Raw genomic sequence first — 14,595 nt, 5'->3', positions numbered from 1 at the left:
GATGTCCAATTGGCCCGTATTCGACGAAGAACAGATCGCCGCCGTGACCGAGGTTTTACGCTCTGGCAAAGTGAACGCATGGACTGGCCCCGACGTGCGCGCCTTCGAAGCCGAGTTCGCCGAATGGTTCGGTGTGCCCCATGCGATTGCGATGGCAAACGGGACGGTCACTCTGGACGCGGCCTTGCATGTGCTGGGCTTGTCGGAGGGTGACGAGGTCATCGTCACGCCCCGCAGTTTTATCGCCTCGGCCAGTTCGGTTTCTCTGCAAGGGGGCGTGCCGGTCTTCGCAGATGTCGACCCGGACAGCCAGAACATCACCGCAGACACCATCGCACCGCTGATCACGCCCAGAACAAAAGGGATCATTCCCGTGCATCTGGGCGGATGGCCTTGCAACATGGGTGCCATCATGGATCTGGCCCGGGCGCATGATCTGTGGGTGATTGAAGATTGCGCCCAAGCTCATGGCGCGATGATTGGCGATCAGAACGTTGGCAATTTCGGCACGTTCAGCTCGTTTTCCTTCTGCCAAGACAAGATCATGTCGACAGGTGGCGAGGGAGGTATGCTGACCACCAATGATCGCGATCTTTGGTCAAAAGCGTGGAGCTTCAAAGATCACGGTAAGGACTATGATGTGGTGTTCAACACCGAGCATCCTCCGGGCTTTCGCTGGCTGCATGGCGCCGGGCCGGGAACGAACCTGCGCATGACGGGTCCGTCTGCGGCCATCGGGCGGGTGCAGTTGAAACGGCTTGCCGATTGGCGCGCGCATCGTACGGAAAACGCGGGAATTCTGGCGCAGGCACTGTCGGGGCTCGACGCAATCCGCGTGCCGGACGTACCGGACGGCATGACCCATGCCTATTATCGTTTCTATGCCTTCGTGCGCCCTGAAGCATTGAAAAACGATTGGAGCCGCGATCGCATCATCGCCGAAGTCTCGGACGCAGGCTTCCCGATCTTTTCAGGCAGTTGTTCCGAGATCTATCGCGAAGGCACCTTCACGCGCTATGGTCTGGGACCAGACGCGCCGCTTCCGGTGGCGCGGGAATTGGGCGACACCAGCCTGTGCTTCCTTGTGGACCCGACATGGACGCCCGAGCGTACGCGGAATCTGGGTGACTGTTTGCAAACGGTGATCGCGAACGCGACCCGATAAAGAAAGGACGAAATGGGAAAACTGCTGGACAGCCTGTTTCGGAAATTTGGGGGCGGCGCGGATTTCGACGCGCCGCTGGCCCCGGATCAGCCCTTTCTGGTCATTGGCGATATTCACGGGCAGCTTGAGGCGCTTGACGCCACGCTGGACCAGATCGCATCCGATCCAGACCACGCTAATCTGCCGCTTGTCTTTGTGGGAGACTATATGGATCGCGGCCCGCACAGCGCGGGGGTGCTGCGTCGCGTGATGGCGTTGCAGGCCGACGACCCTCGGGACATTATCTGTCTGCGCGGCAATCACGAGCAAATGCTCTCGAGCTTCCTGGACAATCCCCCGCTGAACGCGCCGGTCTGGTTCGCGAATGGCGGCGTTGAGACCCTGAAAAGCTTCGGCATCGGTGTTACGAAGTTGGACATGCGCGGGGACCGCGTTCTGATGGTGCGCGAGCGGTTGAAGCAGGAGCTTGGCGACGCCGCGCTGTCCTTCCTGCAATCGCTGCCAACCGTCTGGCAGACTGGCAATGTCGCGGTCGTCCATGCAGGGGCCGATCCCGTCGCGCCCATCGAGGAACAAGAGGATGACGTCCTGGTCTGGGGACATGCGGATTTTCGATCTCAGCCCCGGCAGGATGGAATTTGGGTGGTGCATGGCCACACGATTGTTCCCGACGTGAGGGTCCGACAGGGGCGGATCTCGGTGGATACCGGGGCGTATCAAACCGGGACGCTTCCAACAGTATCCGTTTCCGCCCAAGGCGTGCACGTATTGGGGCAGGGCGGCTCGCAGCAAATCTGGCCCGACAACACGGACCCGCACGAAGCCAGTTGACAGACCCGCCTTTGATGGCCACTAATCCCCCATCCGCAGCGATGGCGTCGCTGCCCTGTGTGCCACATGCACACCGGTCCGGAGATCAACTGCCCTGGACGCCGGGGAGTTTGGTTGGCCGGGCATATCCCAAGACATCCCGGCCTCGGAAGATGGAGAGATGTGATATGTCACGCCCTCAATACTTTGTTTGTGAAAACGGTGAAAAAGCCCCGCTGCCCTTCTCGGACGCGGAGTACGAACGTCGTCTGGCGGGTCTGCGCAAGATCATGGCCGCACGCGGTGTGGAAGCGGTTGTGTTCAGTTCGATGCACAATATCGCCTATTATTCGGGCTTTCTGTATTGCGCCTTTGGTCGCCCCTATGCGCTCGTCGTAACGGCGGATCGGTCGACCACGGTGTCGGCCAATATCGACGCGGGCCAGCCATGGCGGCGCTGCTATGGCGACAACGTCATCTACACCGATTGGGAGCGCAATAACTATTGGCGCGCGGTTAAGAACCTTGTCGGAAATGCCAAATCCATCGGGATCGAAGGCGATCACATGACTTTGGCGCAGCGCGACTTGGCCGAAGAGTTCCTATCCGGCAGCAGCTTCACGGACATTGCTGGGGACACGATGCAGGCACGCATGATCAAATCGGCCGAGGAAATCGCGCTGATCCGCGAAGGCGCTCGTATCGCAGATGTGGGCGGTGCCGCCATCCACGACGCGATCCGCGTCGGTGCCCGCGAGATTGACATCGCAATGGCCGGGCGTGACGCGATGGAGCTTGAAATCTCGCGCACCCATCCGGACAGCGAAATCCGCGACAGCTGGGTCTGGTTCCAGTCGGGCATCAACACCGACGGCGCTCACAACCCGGTCACCACGCGCAAGCTGGAAAGCGGCGATATCCTGTCGCTGAACACTTTCCCGATGATCTCGGGCTACTACACCGCGTTGGAGCGCACCTTGTTCGTGGGCGAGCCTGATGCGGAAAGCCTACGGATCTGGAAAGCCAATGTCGCCGCACACGAGCTTGGGATCAGCCTGATCAGGCCGGGCGCGACATGTTCTGGCATCACTGCCGAGATCAACAAGTTCTTCGAAAGCGAAGGACTGCTTCAATATCGGTCGTTTGGCTATGGACACTCGTTCGGCGTGTTGTCGCATTACTACGGCCGCGAGGCTGGTCTGGAGCTGCGCGAAGACATCGACACCGTGTTGGAACCCGGCATGGTTGTGTCGATGGAGCCGATGTTGTTCTTGCCTGAAGGCACAGCGGGTGCTGGCGGCTATCGTGAACATGATATTCTGGTGGTTGGCGAAGATGCGTCCGAGAACATCACCGGCTTTCCCTATGGCCCCGACCACAACATTATTTCGCGATAGGAACTGATTCTGGCGTAAAATTGCCCTGAAGGGTCGCGAGCGTGTCGTCCTGAAGGTGTGATATACCCAGACTAAAGGCAGGAACCCGGGCGGCAGGTCGATTGCATACGCAATATTCCCCCTGCCGCCCGGTCACCAATCAACGGCTTTACCCATGGTCAGAAAACGGCGGGGCAAAGTGTTTATAAAAAGAGGTTTGGCGCGATCTGATGGTTAAGCTTTGAGGCGTAATGCACGCGCAGAAAAGCACATTTAATTGTCAGACAGTAGAATTTCGGTCGAATTGACTGTTGAATTCATTCATTTCTTCGTGTTGGCTGGTGCGTGAAAAAAAAGAACATAGACCAGGGGGGTCACTTGGCTGAAGCTGTAACCGACGACGGATTTGTCGTTTTCGATCGTGTCCAAAAAAGCTACGACGGCGAAACATTGGTCGTAAAAGACCTGAACCTGTCGATTGCGAAGGGCGAGTTTCTTACCATGCTCGGGCCGTCTGGATCCGGGAAAACCACCTGCTTGATGATGCTGGCCGGTTTCGAGACCGCAACCCACGGCGATATTCGTCTGGGCGGTCAACCGATCAACAATATCCCACCGCACAAGCGTGGCATCGGCATGGTGTTCCAGAACTATGCGCTGTTCCCGCACATGACGATTGCCGAAAACCTCGCCTTCCCCTTGGAAGTGCGCAAAATGGGCAAATCCGAGCGTGAAGAAAAGATCAAACGTGCACTGGACATGGTGGAAATGGGCGCCTTTGGCGGCCGCCGTCCGTCGCAATTGTCAGGCGGTCAGCAGCAGCGTGTCGCACTGGCGCGTGCTCTGGTGTTTGAACCCGAACTGGTTTTGATGGACGAACCTCTGGGCGCGCTGGACAAACAGCTGCGCGAAAAGATGCAGTTCGAAATCACCCACTTGGCGCACAGCCTAGGCATCACCACGGTCTACGTGACACACGACCAGACCGAAGCTCTGACCATGTCTGACAACGTGGCCGTGTTCGACGATGGCCGCATTCAACAGCTGGCCCCGCCGGATCTGCTGTACGAAAAGCCGGAAAACAGCTTCGTTGCGCAATTTATTGGTGAAAACAATACCTTGGAAGGTGTTGTGACCGAGATTTCGGGTGACACCTGCGTCGTGCGTCTGGATGATGGCGAAGAGTTGGATGCGACCCCGATCAACGTTTCGAAGGTTGGCGAACGCACTCAGGTTTCGATCCGTCCCGAGCGCGTCGAATACAATAAAGAGCGCCTGCAGGAAGGTGCCCACACGCTCAAAGCCGAAGTGCTTGAGTTCATTTATATGGGCGACATCTTCCGCACCCGCCTGCGTGTTGCTGGCAATGATGAGTTCATCATCAAGACCCGTAACGCCCCGGATGTAGAGCGCCTGACACCTGGCCAGCAGATCGAAATCGGCTGGTTGCCGCAGGATTGTCGCGCGCTAGACGCGTAAACCCAATTGCTACGGGGGCGTGGCGACACGGCCCCGGGCATTCTGCCAGGGAATTGCCATGCAGCCCGTCATGCAGTTCCGACCAATCAAACGGGATAACTAGGGAGAATTTAAGTATGAAACTTGCGAAGATGTTTATGGCCACCTCGGCCCTGACGCTTGCCGGCAATGTGGCAACCGCCGAGGACATGGCCAACGAACTGACGCTGGTGTCCTGGGGTGGAGCCTATCAGGCCAGCCAGATCAAGGCCTATGTCGAACCGTATCTGGAAATGCACCCCGAGGTGAAAGTCACCTGGGACGAAAGCTCGGCTGAAGCTGTGGCCAAGCTGCGCGCCATGAACGAAGCCGGCAACGTTACCTGGGACCTGGTTGACGCTGTTGCTTCGGACTCGATGCGTCTGTGCGACGAAGGTCTGGCTGAAGAGCTGGATCACGATGCTGATCTGGCCGCTGCGCCCGATGGCACTTCGGCGTCGGATGACTTCGGCGACCTGCTGGTGTCGGACTGCTTTGTTCCGCAGATCGTATACTCGACCACTTTCGGTTACCGCACAGACCTGGTTGGCGAAACCAAGCCTGACAGCGTTTGCGCAATCTTTGATATGGACACCTGGCCGGGCAAACGCGCCCTGCAGAAGCGTCCAATCGATAACGTAGAGTGGGCACTGTACTGCGATGGCGTAGCAAAGGACGAAATCTATGACGTTCTGGGCGCCGACGGTGGCATGGAGCGCGCACTTGCGAAGCTCGACACCATCAAAGATCAGGTTGTCTGGTGGACTGCTGGTGCAGAAACCCCGCAGCTGCTGGCAGACGGTGAAGTCGTCTTCGGTTCGACCTTCAACGGTCGCCTGTTCTCGGCCATCGCCGAGCAGAACCAGCCGATCGAGATGCTGTGGGACATGCAGTCGTTTGACCTGGACGGTTGGGTAGTTCCCGCTGGCCTGCCTGCAGACCGCAAAGCCCGCGTAATGGACTTCCTGAAGTTCGCTACCGACACTCAGCGTCTGGCTGATCAGGCTGCCTACATCTCGTACGGCCCGGCCCGTGCATCGTCGGCTCCGCTGGTTGGCAAGCACGCCGAACTGGGCATCGACATGGCTCCGCACATGCCGACCGACCCGGCAAACTCGGGCAACGTACACGTGTATGACTACGAATGGTGGGCAGACAACCGTGACGATCTGAACGCAAAGTTCGAAGCTTGGCTGGCCAAGTAATCTGACATCGAAGGGGGCCTTCGGGCCTCCTTCACCCCTTTTTTAATATCTGATTTGTTTGTCAATTTACCTGACTGAAACCAAGAAACGGCAACAGCCGACAGGGAAGATATGAGCGATACAACTGATACCGGCGGCCCGGTTTTGGCCGCAGATGGAACGCCGCTGAAGCGCAGTCTTGCGCGGGCGCTCCGCCGACAGAAAATGCGAGCGCTGCTGCTGATTGCGCCGTTGTTGCTGTTCATTCTGATTAGTTTCATCTTGCCAGTTGCCGATATGCTGTATCGTTCGGTTAAGAACGGGATTGTAACCGACACGCTTCCACGCACAGTGGTGGCGTTGGCGGATTGGGATGCCGATTCTGGTGATCTGCCAAGCGAGGCGGTCTATGCAGCCATGGCAGCCGACTTGAAAGAGGCGGCGGCCGCCAAGACCCACACCAAGGTTGGCACGCGACTGAACTATGAAAACCCGGGGATTTCCTCGCTGTTTCGTAAGACTGGACGCAAGGCGAAAAAGTTCGACATCGAGGGCGTAAGCTCCTGGAAAGACGAGCTGATCGACATCAACAAGGGTTGGGGCGACGCCGACAATTGGCGCACGATCCAGACCTATTCGCCGCCCGTTACCTCTGGTTACTTCCTGAACGCTGTGGATATGCGCGTTGGTCCTGACGGGGCTGAGATGCGTCCAGAAGCCGAACGGATATATATGAACCTGTTGGGACGTACGCTGTGGATGTCGATGGCGATCACCATCTGCTGTATCCTTTTGGCTTACCCGGTGGCGTGGATCCTGGCGAACCTGCCAATGCGTCAGGCGAACATTCTGATGATCCTAGTGTTGCTGCCCTTCTGGACGTCGCTTTTGGTGCGGACGTCGGCCTGGAAAATTCTGCTGCAACAACAGGGGGTGATCAACGACATACTTGTCTGGGTCGGCCTTGTGGATGACAGTGCACGACTTGTGATCATCAACAACCAATTCGGTACGATCGTGGCAATGACCCATATCCTGTTGCCGTTCATGATCCTGCCGATGTATTCGGTGATGCAAACCATCCCGCCTACATATTTGCGCGCGGCCAAAAGCCTTGGCGCAACCGACTGGACCGCATTCTGGAGGGTTTACTTCCCGCAGACCGTACCGGGCATTGGCGCGGGCTCGATCCTCGTGTTTATTCTGGCGATCGGTTACTACATTACGCCGGCTTTGGTCGGGGGTACGAAAGGCACGTTCATTTCGAACCAGATTGCCTTCCACATCTCAAGCTCACTGAACTGGGGCTTGGCCTCGGCGCTGGGCGCAATCCTTCTGGCGGTCGTTCTGGTCCTGTACTGGGCCTATGACAAGATCGTCGGCATTGACAACGTGAAGCTGGGGTAACGGACATGGCACTTCCTCCATATGCAACCACCGGCCAGCGGGTCTGGCACTATACGTTCCGCGTGATCTGTGGGTTGATCTTTTTCTTCCTGATCGCTCCCATCGTTGTGGTGATCCCGCTTAGCTTCAACTCGCAGGATTTCTTCACCTTTACGAAAGAGATGCTGAGCTTCGACCCGGCGGGCTATTCGCTGAAGCACTATCGTGACTTCTTCTCGAACCCCGATTGGCAAGATGCTTTGTGGAACTCGATCAAGATCGCACCAGCTGCAACGCTGCTGTCAGTATCGCTGGGCACCTTGGCCGCGATTGGCCTGAGCCAGCCGCATGTGCCTGCACGTCGCGCCATCATGGCGACGCTGATTTCACCGATGATTGTTCCGCTGATCATCTCGGCGGCTGGGATGTACTTCTTCTATTCCCGCATCGGTCTGGCAGGTACCTACTGGGGCGTTGTTCTGGCGCACGCTGCACTTGGTATCCCCTTCGTGATCATCACCGTGACCGCAACACTGGTGGGTTTTGACCGCTCGCTGACCCGTGCTGCGGCGAATATGGGTGCAGATCCCGTCACGACCTTCTTCCGCGTGCAGATGCCGCTGATCCTTCCGGGCGTGATCTCGGGTGCGCTGTTTGCCTTCATCACCTCTTTTGACGAGGTTGTGGTGGTGATCTTCGTCGGCTCGGCCAAGCAGCAAACGCTGCCATGGCAAATGTTTACCGGTCTGCGCGAACAGATCAGCCCGACCATTCTGGCGGTCGCAACCATCCTGGTGGTCATCTCGATTGCGCTTCTGACCACGGTTGAACTTCTGCGCCGCCGCTCGGAGCGCCTGCGCGGGATGTCTCCTGGTTGATGATTTTAGAATAACTGAAAAAGATCAGGCGCCTTTTGGGCGCCTTTTCTTTTGCGCTTTGTTGTCATAGCGAAGCTAAGAAAAGGAATTTGTTAACCGTTTTCCGGCATCTCTGTTTGAAATGTGTGCTGGTGTTAGCAGTGGGGACGTTTCGGCCCCTTGCAGCCCCCTTAGCACAGGACTAGGTTGGCATCAGGTGCCCAGAACGGGCTTTGGCGCGAAGAGAAAGCAGGCGACATGCACGATCCGATTGATACCTATATGAATACCCTTGTTCCCATGGTGGTTGAGCAGACCTCGCGCGGGGAACGAGCTTATGACATTTTCTCGCGCCTGTTGAAGGAGCGGATCATTTTCCTGTCCGGTCCGGTGCATGACGGTATGTCCAGCCTGATCGTGGCGCAGCTTCTGCACCTTGAAGCTGAGAACCCGAACAAAGAAATTTCGATGTATATCAACTCGCCCGGTGGCGTGGTGACCTCTGGCCTGTCGATCTATGATACAATGCAATACATCAAGCCGAAGGTATCGACCCTTGTGATTGGTCAGGCGGCGTCGATGGGATCGCTTCTGCTGGCAGCTGGCGAAAGCGGCATGCGCTTCTCGCTGCCTAACTCGCGCATCATGGTGCACCAGCCTTCGGGCGGCTATCAGGGCCAAGCGACGGACATCATGATCCACGCACAGGAAACCCAAAAGCTGAAGGATCGCCTGAACGGAATCTATGTGAAGCACACGGGTCAAAAGATGGAAGCGGTGGTTGATGCGCTGGAGCGCGACAACTTTATGGATCCGCAAGCCGCCAAAGACTGGGGTTTGATTGACGAGATCGTCGAGAACCGCGCCAAAGGCGACGACGCTGAGGCCTGAATTTGAAGGGCCTGTTGAGGGCCTTTCAAAAAGCTGATTGTACCTGTTCCATCCCTGGCCTAAGCTGGGGATAGGGGCAAAAGACCGCCCGGAAGGGCTTAACGGGGTCGGTATCCGGCCTAATAGGACTGGACTATGGCGAATAATTCCTCTGGTGACAGCAAGAACACGCTTTACTGCTCGTTCTGCGGCAAAAGCCAGCACGAGGTGCGTAAGTTGATTGCGGGCCCGACAGTGTTCATCTGTGACGAATGCGTCGAGCTGTGTATGGATATCATCCGTGAAGAAACCAAGTCTTCGGGGCTGAAATCCTCGGACGGGGTGCCGACACCATTGGAGATCTGTCAGGTTCTTGACGATTACGTCATCGGGCAGGGGCATGCCAAACGCGTTCTGTCTGTCGCGGTCCACAACCACTACAAACGTTTGAATCACGCCGCCGCCAATGGCGACGAGATCGAGCTGGCGAAGTCCAACATCATGCTGATCGGCCCGACGGGTTGCGGTAAGACGCTGCTGGCCCAAACGCTGGCGCGCATTCTGGACGTGCCTTTCACAATGGCCGACGCCACCACACTGACCGAAGCCGGTTATGTGGGCGAGGACGTGGAAAACATCATTTTGAAGCTGCTGCAGGCGTCGGAATACAATGTCGAACGTGCACAGCGGGGCATCGTCTATATCGACGAAGTCGACAAGATCACCCGCAAGTCGGACAACCCCTCGATCACCCGCGACGTGTCGGGCGAGGGTGTGCAGCAAGCGCTTCTGAAGATCATGGAAGGCACCGTGGCTTCGGTTCCGCCGCAAGGTGGCCGTAAGCATCCGCAACAGGAATTCCTGCAAGTGGATACCACGAACATTCTGTTCATCTGTGGTGGTGCTTTTGCTGGTCTAGATAAGATCATTGCACAGCGCGGCAAAGGCTCGGCAATGGGCTTTGGCGCAGATGTACGCGAAAACGACGATCGCGGCGTGGGTGAACTGTTCAAAGAACTGGAACCTGAAGATCTGCTGAAATTTGGCCTGATCCCAGAATTCGTTGGTCGCCTGCCGGTGATCGCGACGCTGGAAGATCTGGATGCGGAAGCTCTGGTCACCATTCTTACTGCGCCGAAAAACGCACTGGTCAAGCAATACCAGCGCCTGTTCGAACTGGAAGAAGCGCAGCTGACCTTTACCGAGGATGCGCTGAAGGCCATCGCGAAACGTGCCATCGAACGTAAAACCGGCGCGCGCGGGTTGCGTTCGATCATGGAGGACATCCTGCTTGATACGATGTTCGACCTGCCGGGGCTCGAGAATGTGGACGAAGTTGTCGTGAACGACGAGGCTGTAACCTCGGACGCGAAGCCGCTGATCATTTACGCGGACACCGCGAAGGAAGAAGTGACCGCCAGCTAACGGCGCGAACTGATTCCCAACGCATCAAGAAGCCATCGCCTTAGCGGTGGCTTTTCCTTTTCAGGCCTGCCTTCGTGCGAAACTGGCTTCAAATCGCGCAAGGATCGTGGATTGGAGGGCAAAGCTCTGGACCTTCGGCCTGCCATGGGCCATATCAAGTGTAAGAAATTTCGGAGATCGACATGCGGCTTCTTTCGCTTCTGACATGGTACCACAGTGAGACGATCGGAACCTGGCTGTTCACCCGTCGCAAGGGTGTGAAAGTTGGGGAAGATGATCAAGGCAACGTCTTCTATCGCAATCAGGACGATAGCCGCCGCTGGGTGATCTATAACGGCGAGCCCGAGGCAAGCCGCGTCAGCCCCGAATGGCATGGCTGGCTTCATCACACCTTCGATAACTGCCCGGAAGACAAACCGCTGGCTCACAAAGACTGGGAAAAGCCGCATCAGGACAACCTGACCGGCACAGCGATGGCTTATGCTCCTGTAGGATCTTTGCGTCAGACCGCTCCGGCTGAACGTAGCGACTACGAAGCTTGGCAGCCCGAATAAACTCACTATTTCGCCGATCGGCCCCCGGAACGAGGGACATTTCGCATGAGCAATAGCCACACAACCGAAGTCGTCACCGGCAGCATCGTGCTGGCGGTCGCCGTTGGGTTCCTAATGTACGCGGGCCAGATTGTAGGCCTGTCCGGTACAGGAACAACGGATACCTATACCGCGTCTTTCCGCACGGCCGATGGCATTTCGATCGGAACGGATGTGCGCTTGGGTGGCGTCAAAGTTGGTGCCGTGACCGACATAACGCTGAACCCTGAAACTTTCCGTGCGGACGCAGATTTCACCGTTCAGTCGGATGTCGCCCTTCCGGAAGACACCGCCATCATCATTTCGTCCGAAGGGCTTCTGGGTGGTAACTATGTCGAGCTTTTGCCCGGCGGATCGCTCTTCAACCTAGAGCCTGGCGACGAGATTGAAGACACTCAAGGCTCGGTCAGTCTTGTGCAGTTGCTGCTGAAATACGTGGCCGGTAGCGAGGATAGTGCCGAGTGATCCGTGCAGCTTTGACATTGTCTGCTGCCCTGTTTGCGGCCAGCACCGCTTGGGCTGAAACCGCGAAAGCACCCGGCGCTCATTTGCGGGGCTTGGACAAGGTATCGGGCACGCCCGTGGACTTCAAAATGAATGTAGGCGACACGGTCGAACTTGGCCGTTTGCGCGTCACATTGGGTGAATGCCGCTATCCCACGGACAACCCGTCTGGCGACGCTTTCGCGTGGCTGGTGGTGCGCGATGGAAACTCTGAAGAGACGACGTTCGAAGGTTGGATGATCGCCTCTTCTCCGGCGCTGAACGCCTTGGATCACCCGCGCTATGACGTCTGGGTGCTGCGCTGCGCGACCGAGTGAACCTTGGGCAGGGGGCGGTCGGTCAGGTCCGCGCCGATCTCTAGCGCACGTTCCAACAGTTTATGATACTCCACGCGCGGGATTTCGATCGCGCCTAGGCTGGCCAAGTGAGGCGTCAGGAATTGCGTATCAAACAGCGCAAAGCCACAGCCGCGTAGATGGGTTACCATATACGCCAGTGCGATCTTTGACGCATCCCGGCGGCGCGAGAACATGCTTTCTCCGAAGAACGCCCCGCCAAGCGTGACACCGTAAACACCACCGACAAGATCGTCGCCATCCCACAGTTCAAGCGAATGGGCGTGTCCCATTCTGTGGAGCTGCTCATACAGCGAGAAAATGGTGTCATTGATCCACGTTTCGTTGCGATCGGCGCACGCTGCGACAGTCCCGGCGAAGTCCCGGTTCAGCGTGACCTGATACGGCGCGCGGCGGATCGTGCGGGCAAGGCTGCGTGAGAGGTGAAACCCGTCCAGAGGGATGATCCCACGGTGCTTTGGATCGACCCAGAAAACCTCGGGATCGTCGCGTCCTTCGGCCATGGGAAACACGCCCATGGCATAGGCTTTCAACAGCAGCTCAGCAGTTAAAGGAGGAGGGGTGGGGTGGGCCAATGGCCCTTACCCCATATTTTCATCCAGCCAGCGTTCCAGCCAGTGGATATTGTAATTACCCGATTGGACGTCGGGCTCGGCCAGAAGCATGTCAAACAGCGGGACAGTGGTTTCGATCCCGTCGATGATCAGCTCGCCCAATGCGCGGCTTAGACGTGCCAGCGCTTCGGGGCGGTCGCGACCATGTACGATCAGCTTGCCGATCAGGCTGTCATAGTAAGGCGGGATCGAATAGCCGTCATACAGTGCGCTATCCATCCGAACACCCAGACCGCCCGGAGCGTGATACTGAGTGATCTTGCCGGGGCTAGGGGTGAAGTTCGGCAGACGCTCGGCGTTCAGACGCACCTCGATTGCGTGGCCGTTCACTTCCAGATCTGACTGCGCAAAGGACAGCTTGTTGCCTTCTGCCACGAGGATCTGTTCGCGAACGAGGTCGACGTCGAAGATGTATTCAGTGACCGGGTGCTCCACCTGCAGGCGTGTGTTCATTTCGATGAAATAGAACTCGCCATCTTCATAAAGGAACTCGATCGTGCCTGCGCCGGAATAGCCCATTTCGGCCACGGCGTTGGCGCAGATCGTGCCAATCTTCTCGCGGTTCTCTGGGCTGATCGAAGGGCCGGGGGCTTCCTCGAACACCTTCTGGTGGCGACGCTGCAGCGAGCAGTCACGTTCCGCCAGATGTACGCCGCCGCCTTGGCCGTCGCCAAAGACCTGCACTTCGATGTGGCGCGGCTTTTGAAGGTATTTCTCCATATAGACTTCGTCATTGCCGAAGGCGGCTTTTGCTTCCGAACGCGCGGTGGAAAACGCGGTGTCGATGTCGGCCTCGGTCTCGGCAACTTTCATGCCGCGTCCGCCGCCACCGGCAGTCGCTTTGATGATGACCGGGTAACCCATTTCAGCCGCGGTTTTGCGCGCGCTTTCGATATCAGGCACACCGCCTTCAGAGCCCGGAACAACAGGGATGCCCAGCTTGATCGCTGTGTCTTTCGCAGTGATCTTGTCGCCCATCATGCGGATGTGCTCGGCCGAGGGGCCGATGAAGGTGATCTCGTGATCTTCCAGCGCCTGCACGAAGGTCGCATTTTCCGACAGGAAGCCGTAACCGGGGTGCACAGCCTGCGCGCCAGTGATCTCACAGGCGGCGATGATCGCGGGGATCGACAGATAGCTGTCAGCGCCGGCGTTGGGGCCAATGCAGACGCTTTCGTCTGCCATGCGCACATGCATCGCGTCCACGTCAGCGGTCGAATGCACGGCAACGGTCTTGATGCCCATCTCGCGGGCGGCACGGATCACGCGCAGCGCAATCTCGCCCCGGTTGGCAATCAGGATTTTGTCGAACTGGGCCATGTGATGTCCCTTATTCGATGATCATCAGGGGCGCGCCGAACTCAACGGGCGAGCCATCTTCGACCAAGATGCGAGTGACCTTCCCTGCGCGCGGGGCCGGGATCTGGTTCATCGTCTTCATTGCTTCGATGATCAGAACAGTCTGGCCTTCCGACACGGTGTCACCAACGTTGACAAATGCCGGGCTGCCGGGTTCGGCTTGCAGATAGGCGGTGCCGACCATGGGCGAAGGTACAGCGCCCGGATGGCTTGCAGGATCGTCTGACGCGGCAGCTGGTGCTTCCGCTGCGGGGGCTGCAGCAGCCGGTGCTGCGACTGCGGCCGGGGCTGCGGCAACAGGGGCGGTGACCTGCTGAACGACCTCTTTGGCGCGGCTGACGCGCACGTTCAGGCTGTCGTTTTCGCCATAGTCGCGCATGACTTCCAATTCGGTCAGGTCGTTTTCCTGAAGCAGTTTCGCCAGTGCTTCGATGAATGCCACATCGGTATCGTGATTTTTCTTGGCCATGGGTCCTCGCCCTAGATTGTCTGCCTGTCTATCTATGCAGGCTTTGTGTCTTTGCAACGCTTATAGGACGCCACGTAAGGGGAGAAAAGCAAGAAGGATCGTGAAAACGGAAAATCGCCCGAATTCGGTC

Annotated in this window: 14 protein-coding genes and 1 pseudogene; 12 read left to right on the top strand and 3 right to left on the bottom strand. The window is 57.7% G+C overall.

Annotated elements, in window-relative coordinates:
* Nucleotide 1 precedes the first annotated feature (1 nt).
* The 12 genes and pseudogenes from ACP15F_RS09155 to ACP15F_RS09100 all read left to right on the top strand — a co-directional run bounded on the left by ACP15F_RS09155 (nucleotide 2) and on the right by ACP15F_RS09100 (nucleotide 11,984).
* Nucleotides 2-1,165, top strand: coding sequence for a DegT/DnrJ/EryC1/StrS family aminotransferase (locus ACP15F_RS09155; RefSeq protein WP_424940496.1), 1,164 nt, complete (start codon nucleotides 2-4; stop codon nucleotides 1,163-1,165).
* A 12-nt stretch (nucleotides 1,166-1,177) separates the two neighbouring features.
* Nucleotides 1,178-1,996, top strand: a complete 819-nt coding sequence (locus ACP15F_RS09150; protein WP_424940495.1) for a metallophosphoesterase family protein — start codon at nucleotides 1,178-1,180, stop codon at nucleotides 1,994-1,996.
* A 167-nt stretch (nucleotides 1,997-2,163) separates the two neighbouring features.
* Nucleotides 2,164-3,372 (top strand): aminopeptidase P family protein, encoded by a 1,209-nt coding sequence (locus tag ACP15F_RS09145; protein WP_424940494.1) that lies wholly within the window; start codon nucleotides 2,164-2,166, stop codon nucleotides 3,370-3,372.
* A 357-nt stretch (nucleotides 3,373-3,729) separates the two neighbouring features.
* The gene (locus ACP15F_RS09140; RefSeq protein ID WP_424940493.1) at nucleotides 3,730-4,830 is read left to right on the top strand and encodes an ABC transporter ATP-binding protein; all 1,101 of its coding nucleotides are present in this window, start codon (nucleotides 3,730-3,732) and stop codon (nucleotides 4,828-4,830) included.
* A 116-nt stretch (nucleotides 4,831-4,946) separates the two neighbouring features.
* Complete coding sequence (locus tag ACP15F_RS09135; RefSeq protein WP_424940492.1) at nucleotides 4,947-6,053, top strand: extracellular solute-binding protein; 1,107 nt, start codon at nucleotides 4,947-4,949, stop codon at nucleotides 6,051-6,053.
* Between the two features lie 111 nt (nucleotides 6,054-6,164).
* On the top strand, nucleotides 6,165-7,439 hold the full coding sequence (locus tag ACP15F_RS09130) for an ABC transporter permease (protein ID WP_424940491.1): 1,275 nt from the start codon (nucleotides 6,165-6,167) through the stop codon (nucleotides 7,437-7,439).
* 5 nt (nucleotides 7,440-7,444) lie between these two features.
* A pseudogene (locus ACP15F_RS09125) lies at nucleotides 7,445-8,296 on the top strand (ABC transporter permease); the annotation flags it as partial.
* Nucleotides 8,297-8,533: 237 nt separating this feature from the next.
* Nucleotides 8,534-9,166 carry an ATP-dependent Clp protease proteolytic subunit gene (locus ACP15F_RS09120; RefSeq protein WP_163040322.1) on the top strand — a complete coding sequence of 211 codons (633 nt, stop codon included), beginning with the start codon at nucleotides 8,534-8,536 and terminating at the stop codon, nucleotides 9,164-9,166.
* 135 nt (nucleotides 9,167-9,301) lie between these two features.
* A complete protein-coding gene (gene clpX / locus ACP15F_RS09115) occupies nucleotides 9,302-10,570 on the top strand; it encodes an ATP-dependent Clp protease ATP-binding subunit ClpX (protein ID WP_424940490.1) in 1,269 nt (422 codons plus the stop codon).
* Between the two features lie 182 nt (nucleotides 10,571-10,752).
* Entirely contained in the window at nucleotides 10,753-11,124 is a 372-nt protein-coding gene (locus ACP15F_RS09110; protein ID WP_424940489.1) for an NADH:ubiquinone oxidoreductase subunit NDUFA12, read from the top strand.
* Nucleotides 11,125-11,169: 45 nt separating this feature from the next.
* Entirely contained in the window at nucleotides 11,170-11,628 is a 459-nt protein-coding gene (gene mlaD, locus ACP15F_RS09105; RefSeq protein WP_424940488.1) for an outer membrane lipid asymmetry maintenance protein MlaD, read from the top strand.
* Nucleotides 11,625-11,984: a DUF2155 domain-containing protein gene (locus ACP15F_RS09100; RefSeq protein WP_424940487.1), complete on the top strand. Its 360-nt coding sequence runs from the start codon at nucleotides 11,625-11,627 to the stop codon at nucleotides 11,982-11,984. Before mlaD ends, ACP15F_RS09100 begins: the two co-directional genes overlap by 4 nt.
* Here ACP15F_RS09100 and aat read toward each other — a convergent pair.
* The 3 genes from aat to accB are packed head-to-tail and all read right to left on the bottom strand — an operon-like array spanning nucleotide 11,948 to nucleotide 14,465.
* Complete coding sequence (aat, locus tag ACP15F_RS09095) at nucleotides 11,948-12,598, bottom strand: leucyl/phenylalanyl-tRNA--protein transferase (RefSeq protein WP_424940486.1); 651 nt, start codon at nucleotides 12,596-12,598, stop codon at nucleotides 11,948-11,950. The genes ACP15F_RS09100 and aat overlap by 37 nt on opposite strands.
* 6 nt (nucleotides 12,599-12,604) lie before the next feature.
* A complete protein-coding gene (gene accC / locus ACP15F_RS09090) occupies nucleotides 12,605-13,957 on the bottom strand; it encodes an acetyl-CoA carboxylase biotin carboxylase subunit (protein ID WP_424940485.1) in 1,353 nt (450 codons plus the stop codon).
* Between the two features lie 10 nt (nucleotides 13,958-13,967).
* Nucleotides 13,968-14,465 (bottom strand): acetyl-CoA carboxylase biotin carboxyl carrier protein, encoded by a 498-nt coding sequence (gene accB / locus ACP15F_RS09085; RefSeq protein ID WP_424940484.1) that lies wholly within the window; start codon nucleotides 14,463-14,465, stop codon nucleotides 13,968-13,970.
* Nucleotides 14,466-14,595: the final 130 nt, after the last annotated feature.

Source organism: Aliiroseovarius sp. S253 (assembly GCF_049800855.1).
Classification (GTDB): Bacteria; Pseudomonadota; Alphaproteobacteria; order Rhodobacterales; family Rhodobacteraceae; genus Aliiroseovarius.
Note: the sequence above shows the minus strand (reverse complement) of the source record. Positions and strands in the feature narration are given on the sequence as shown.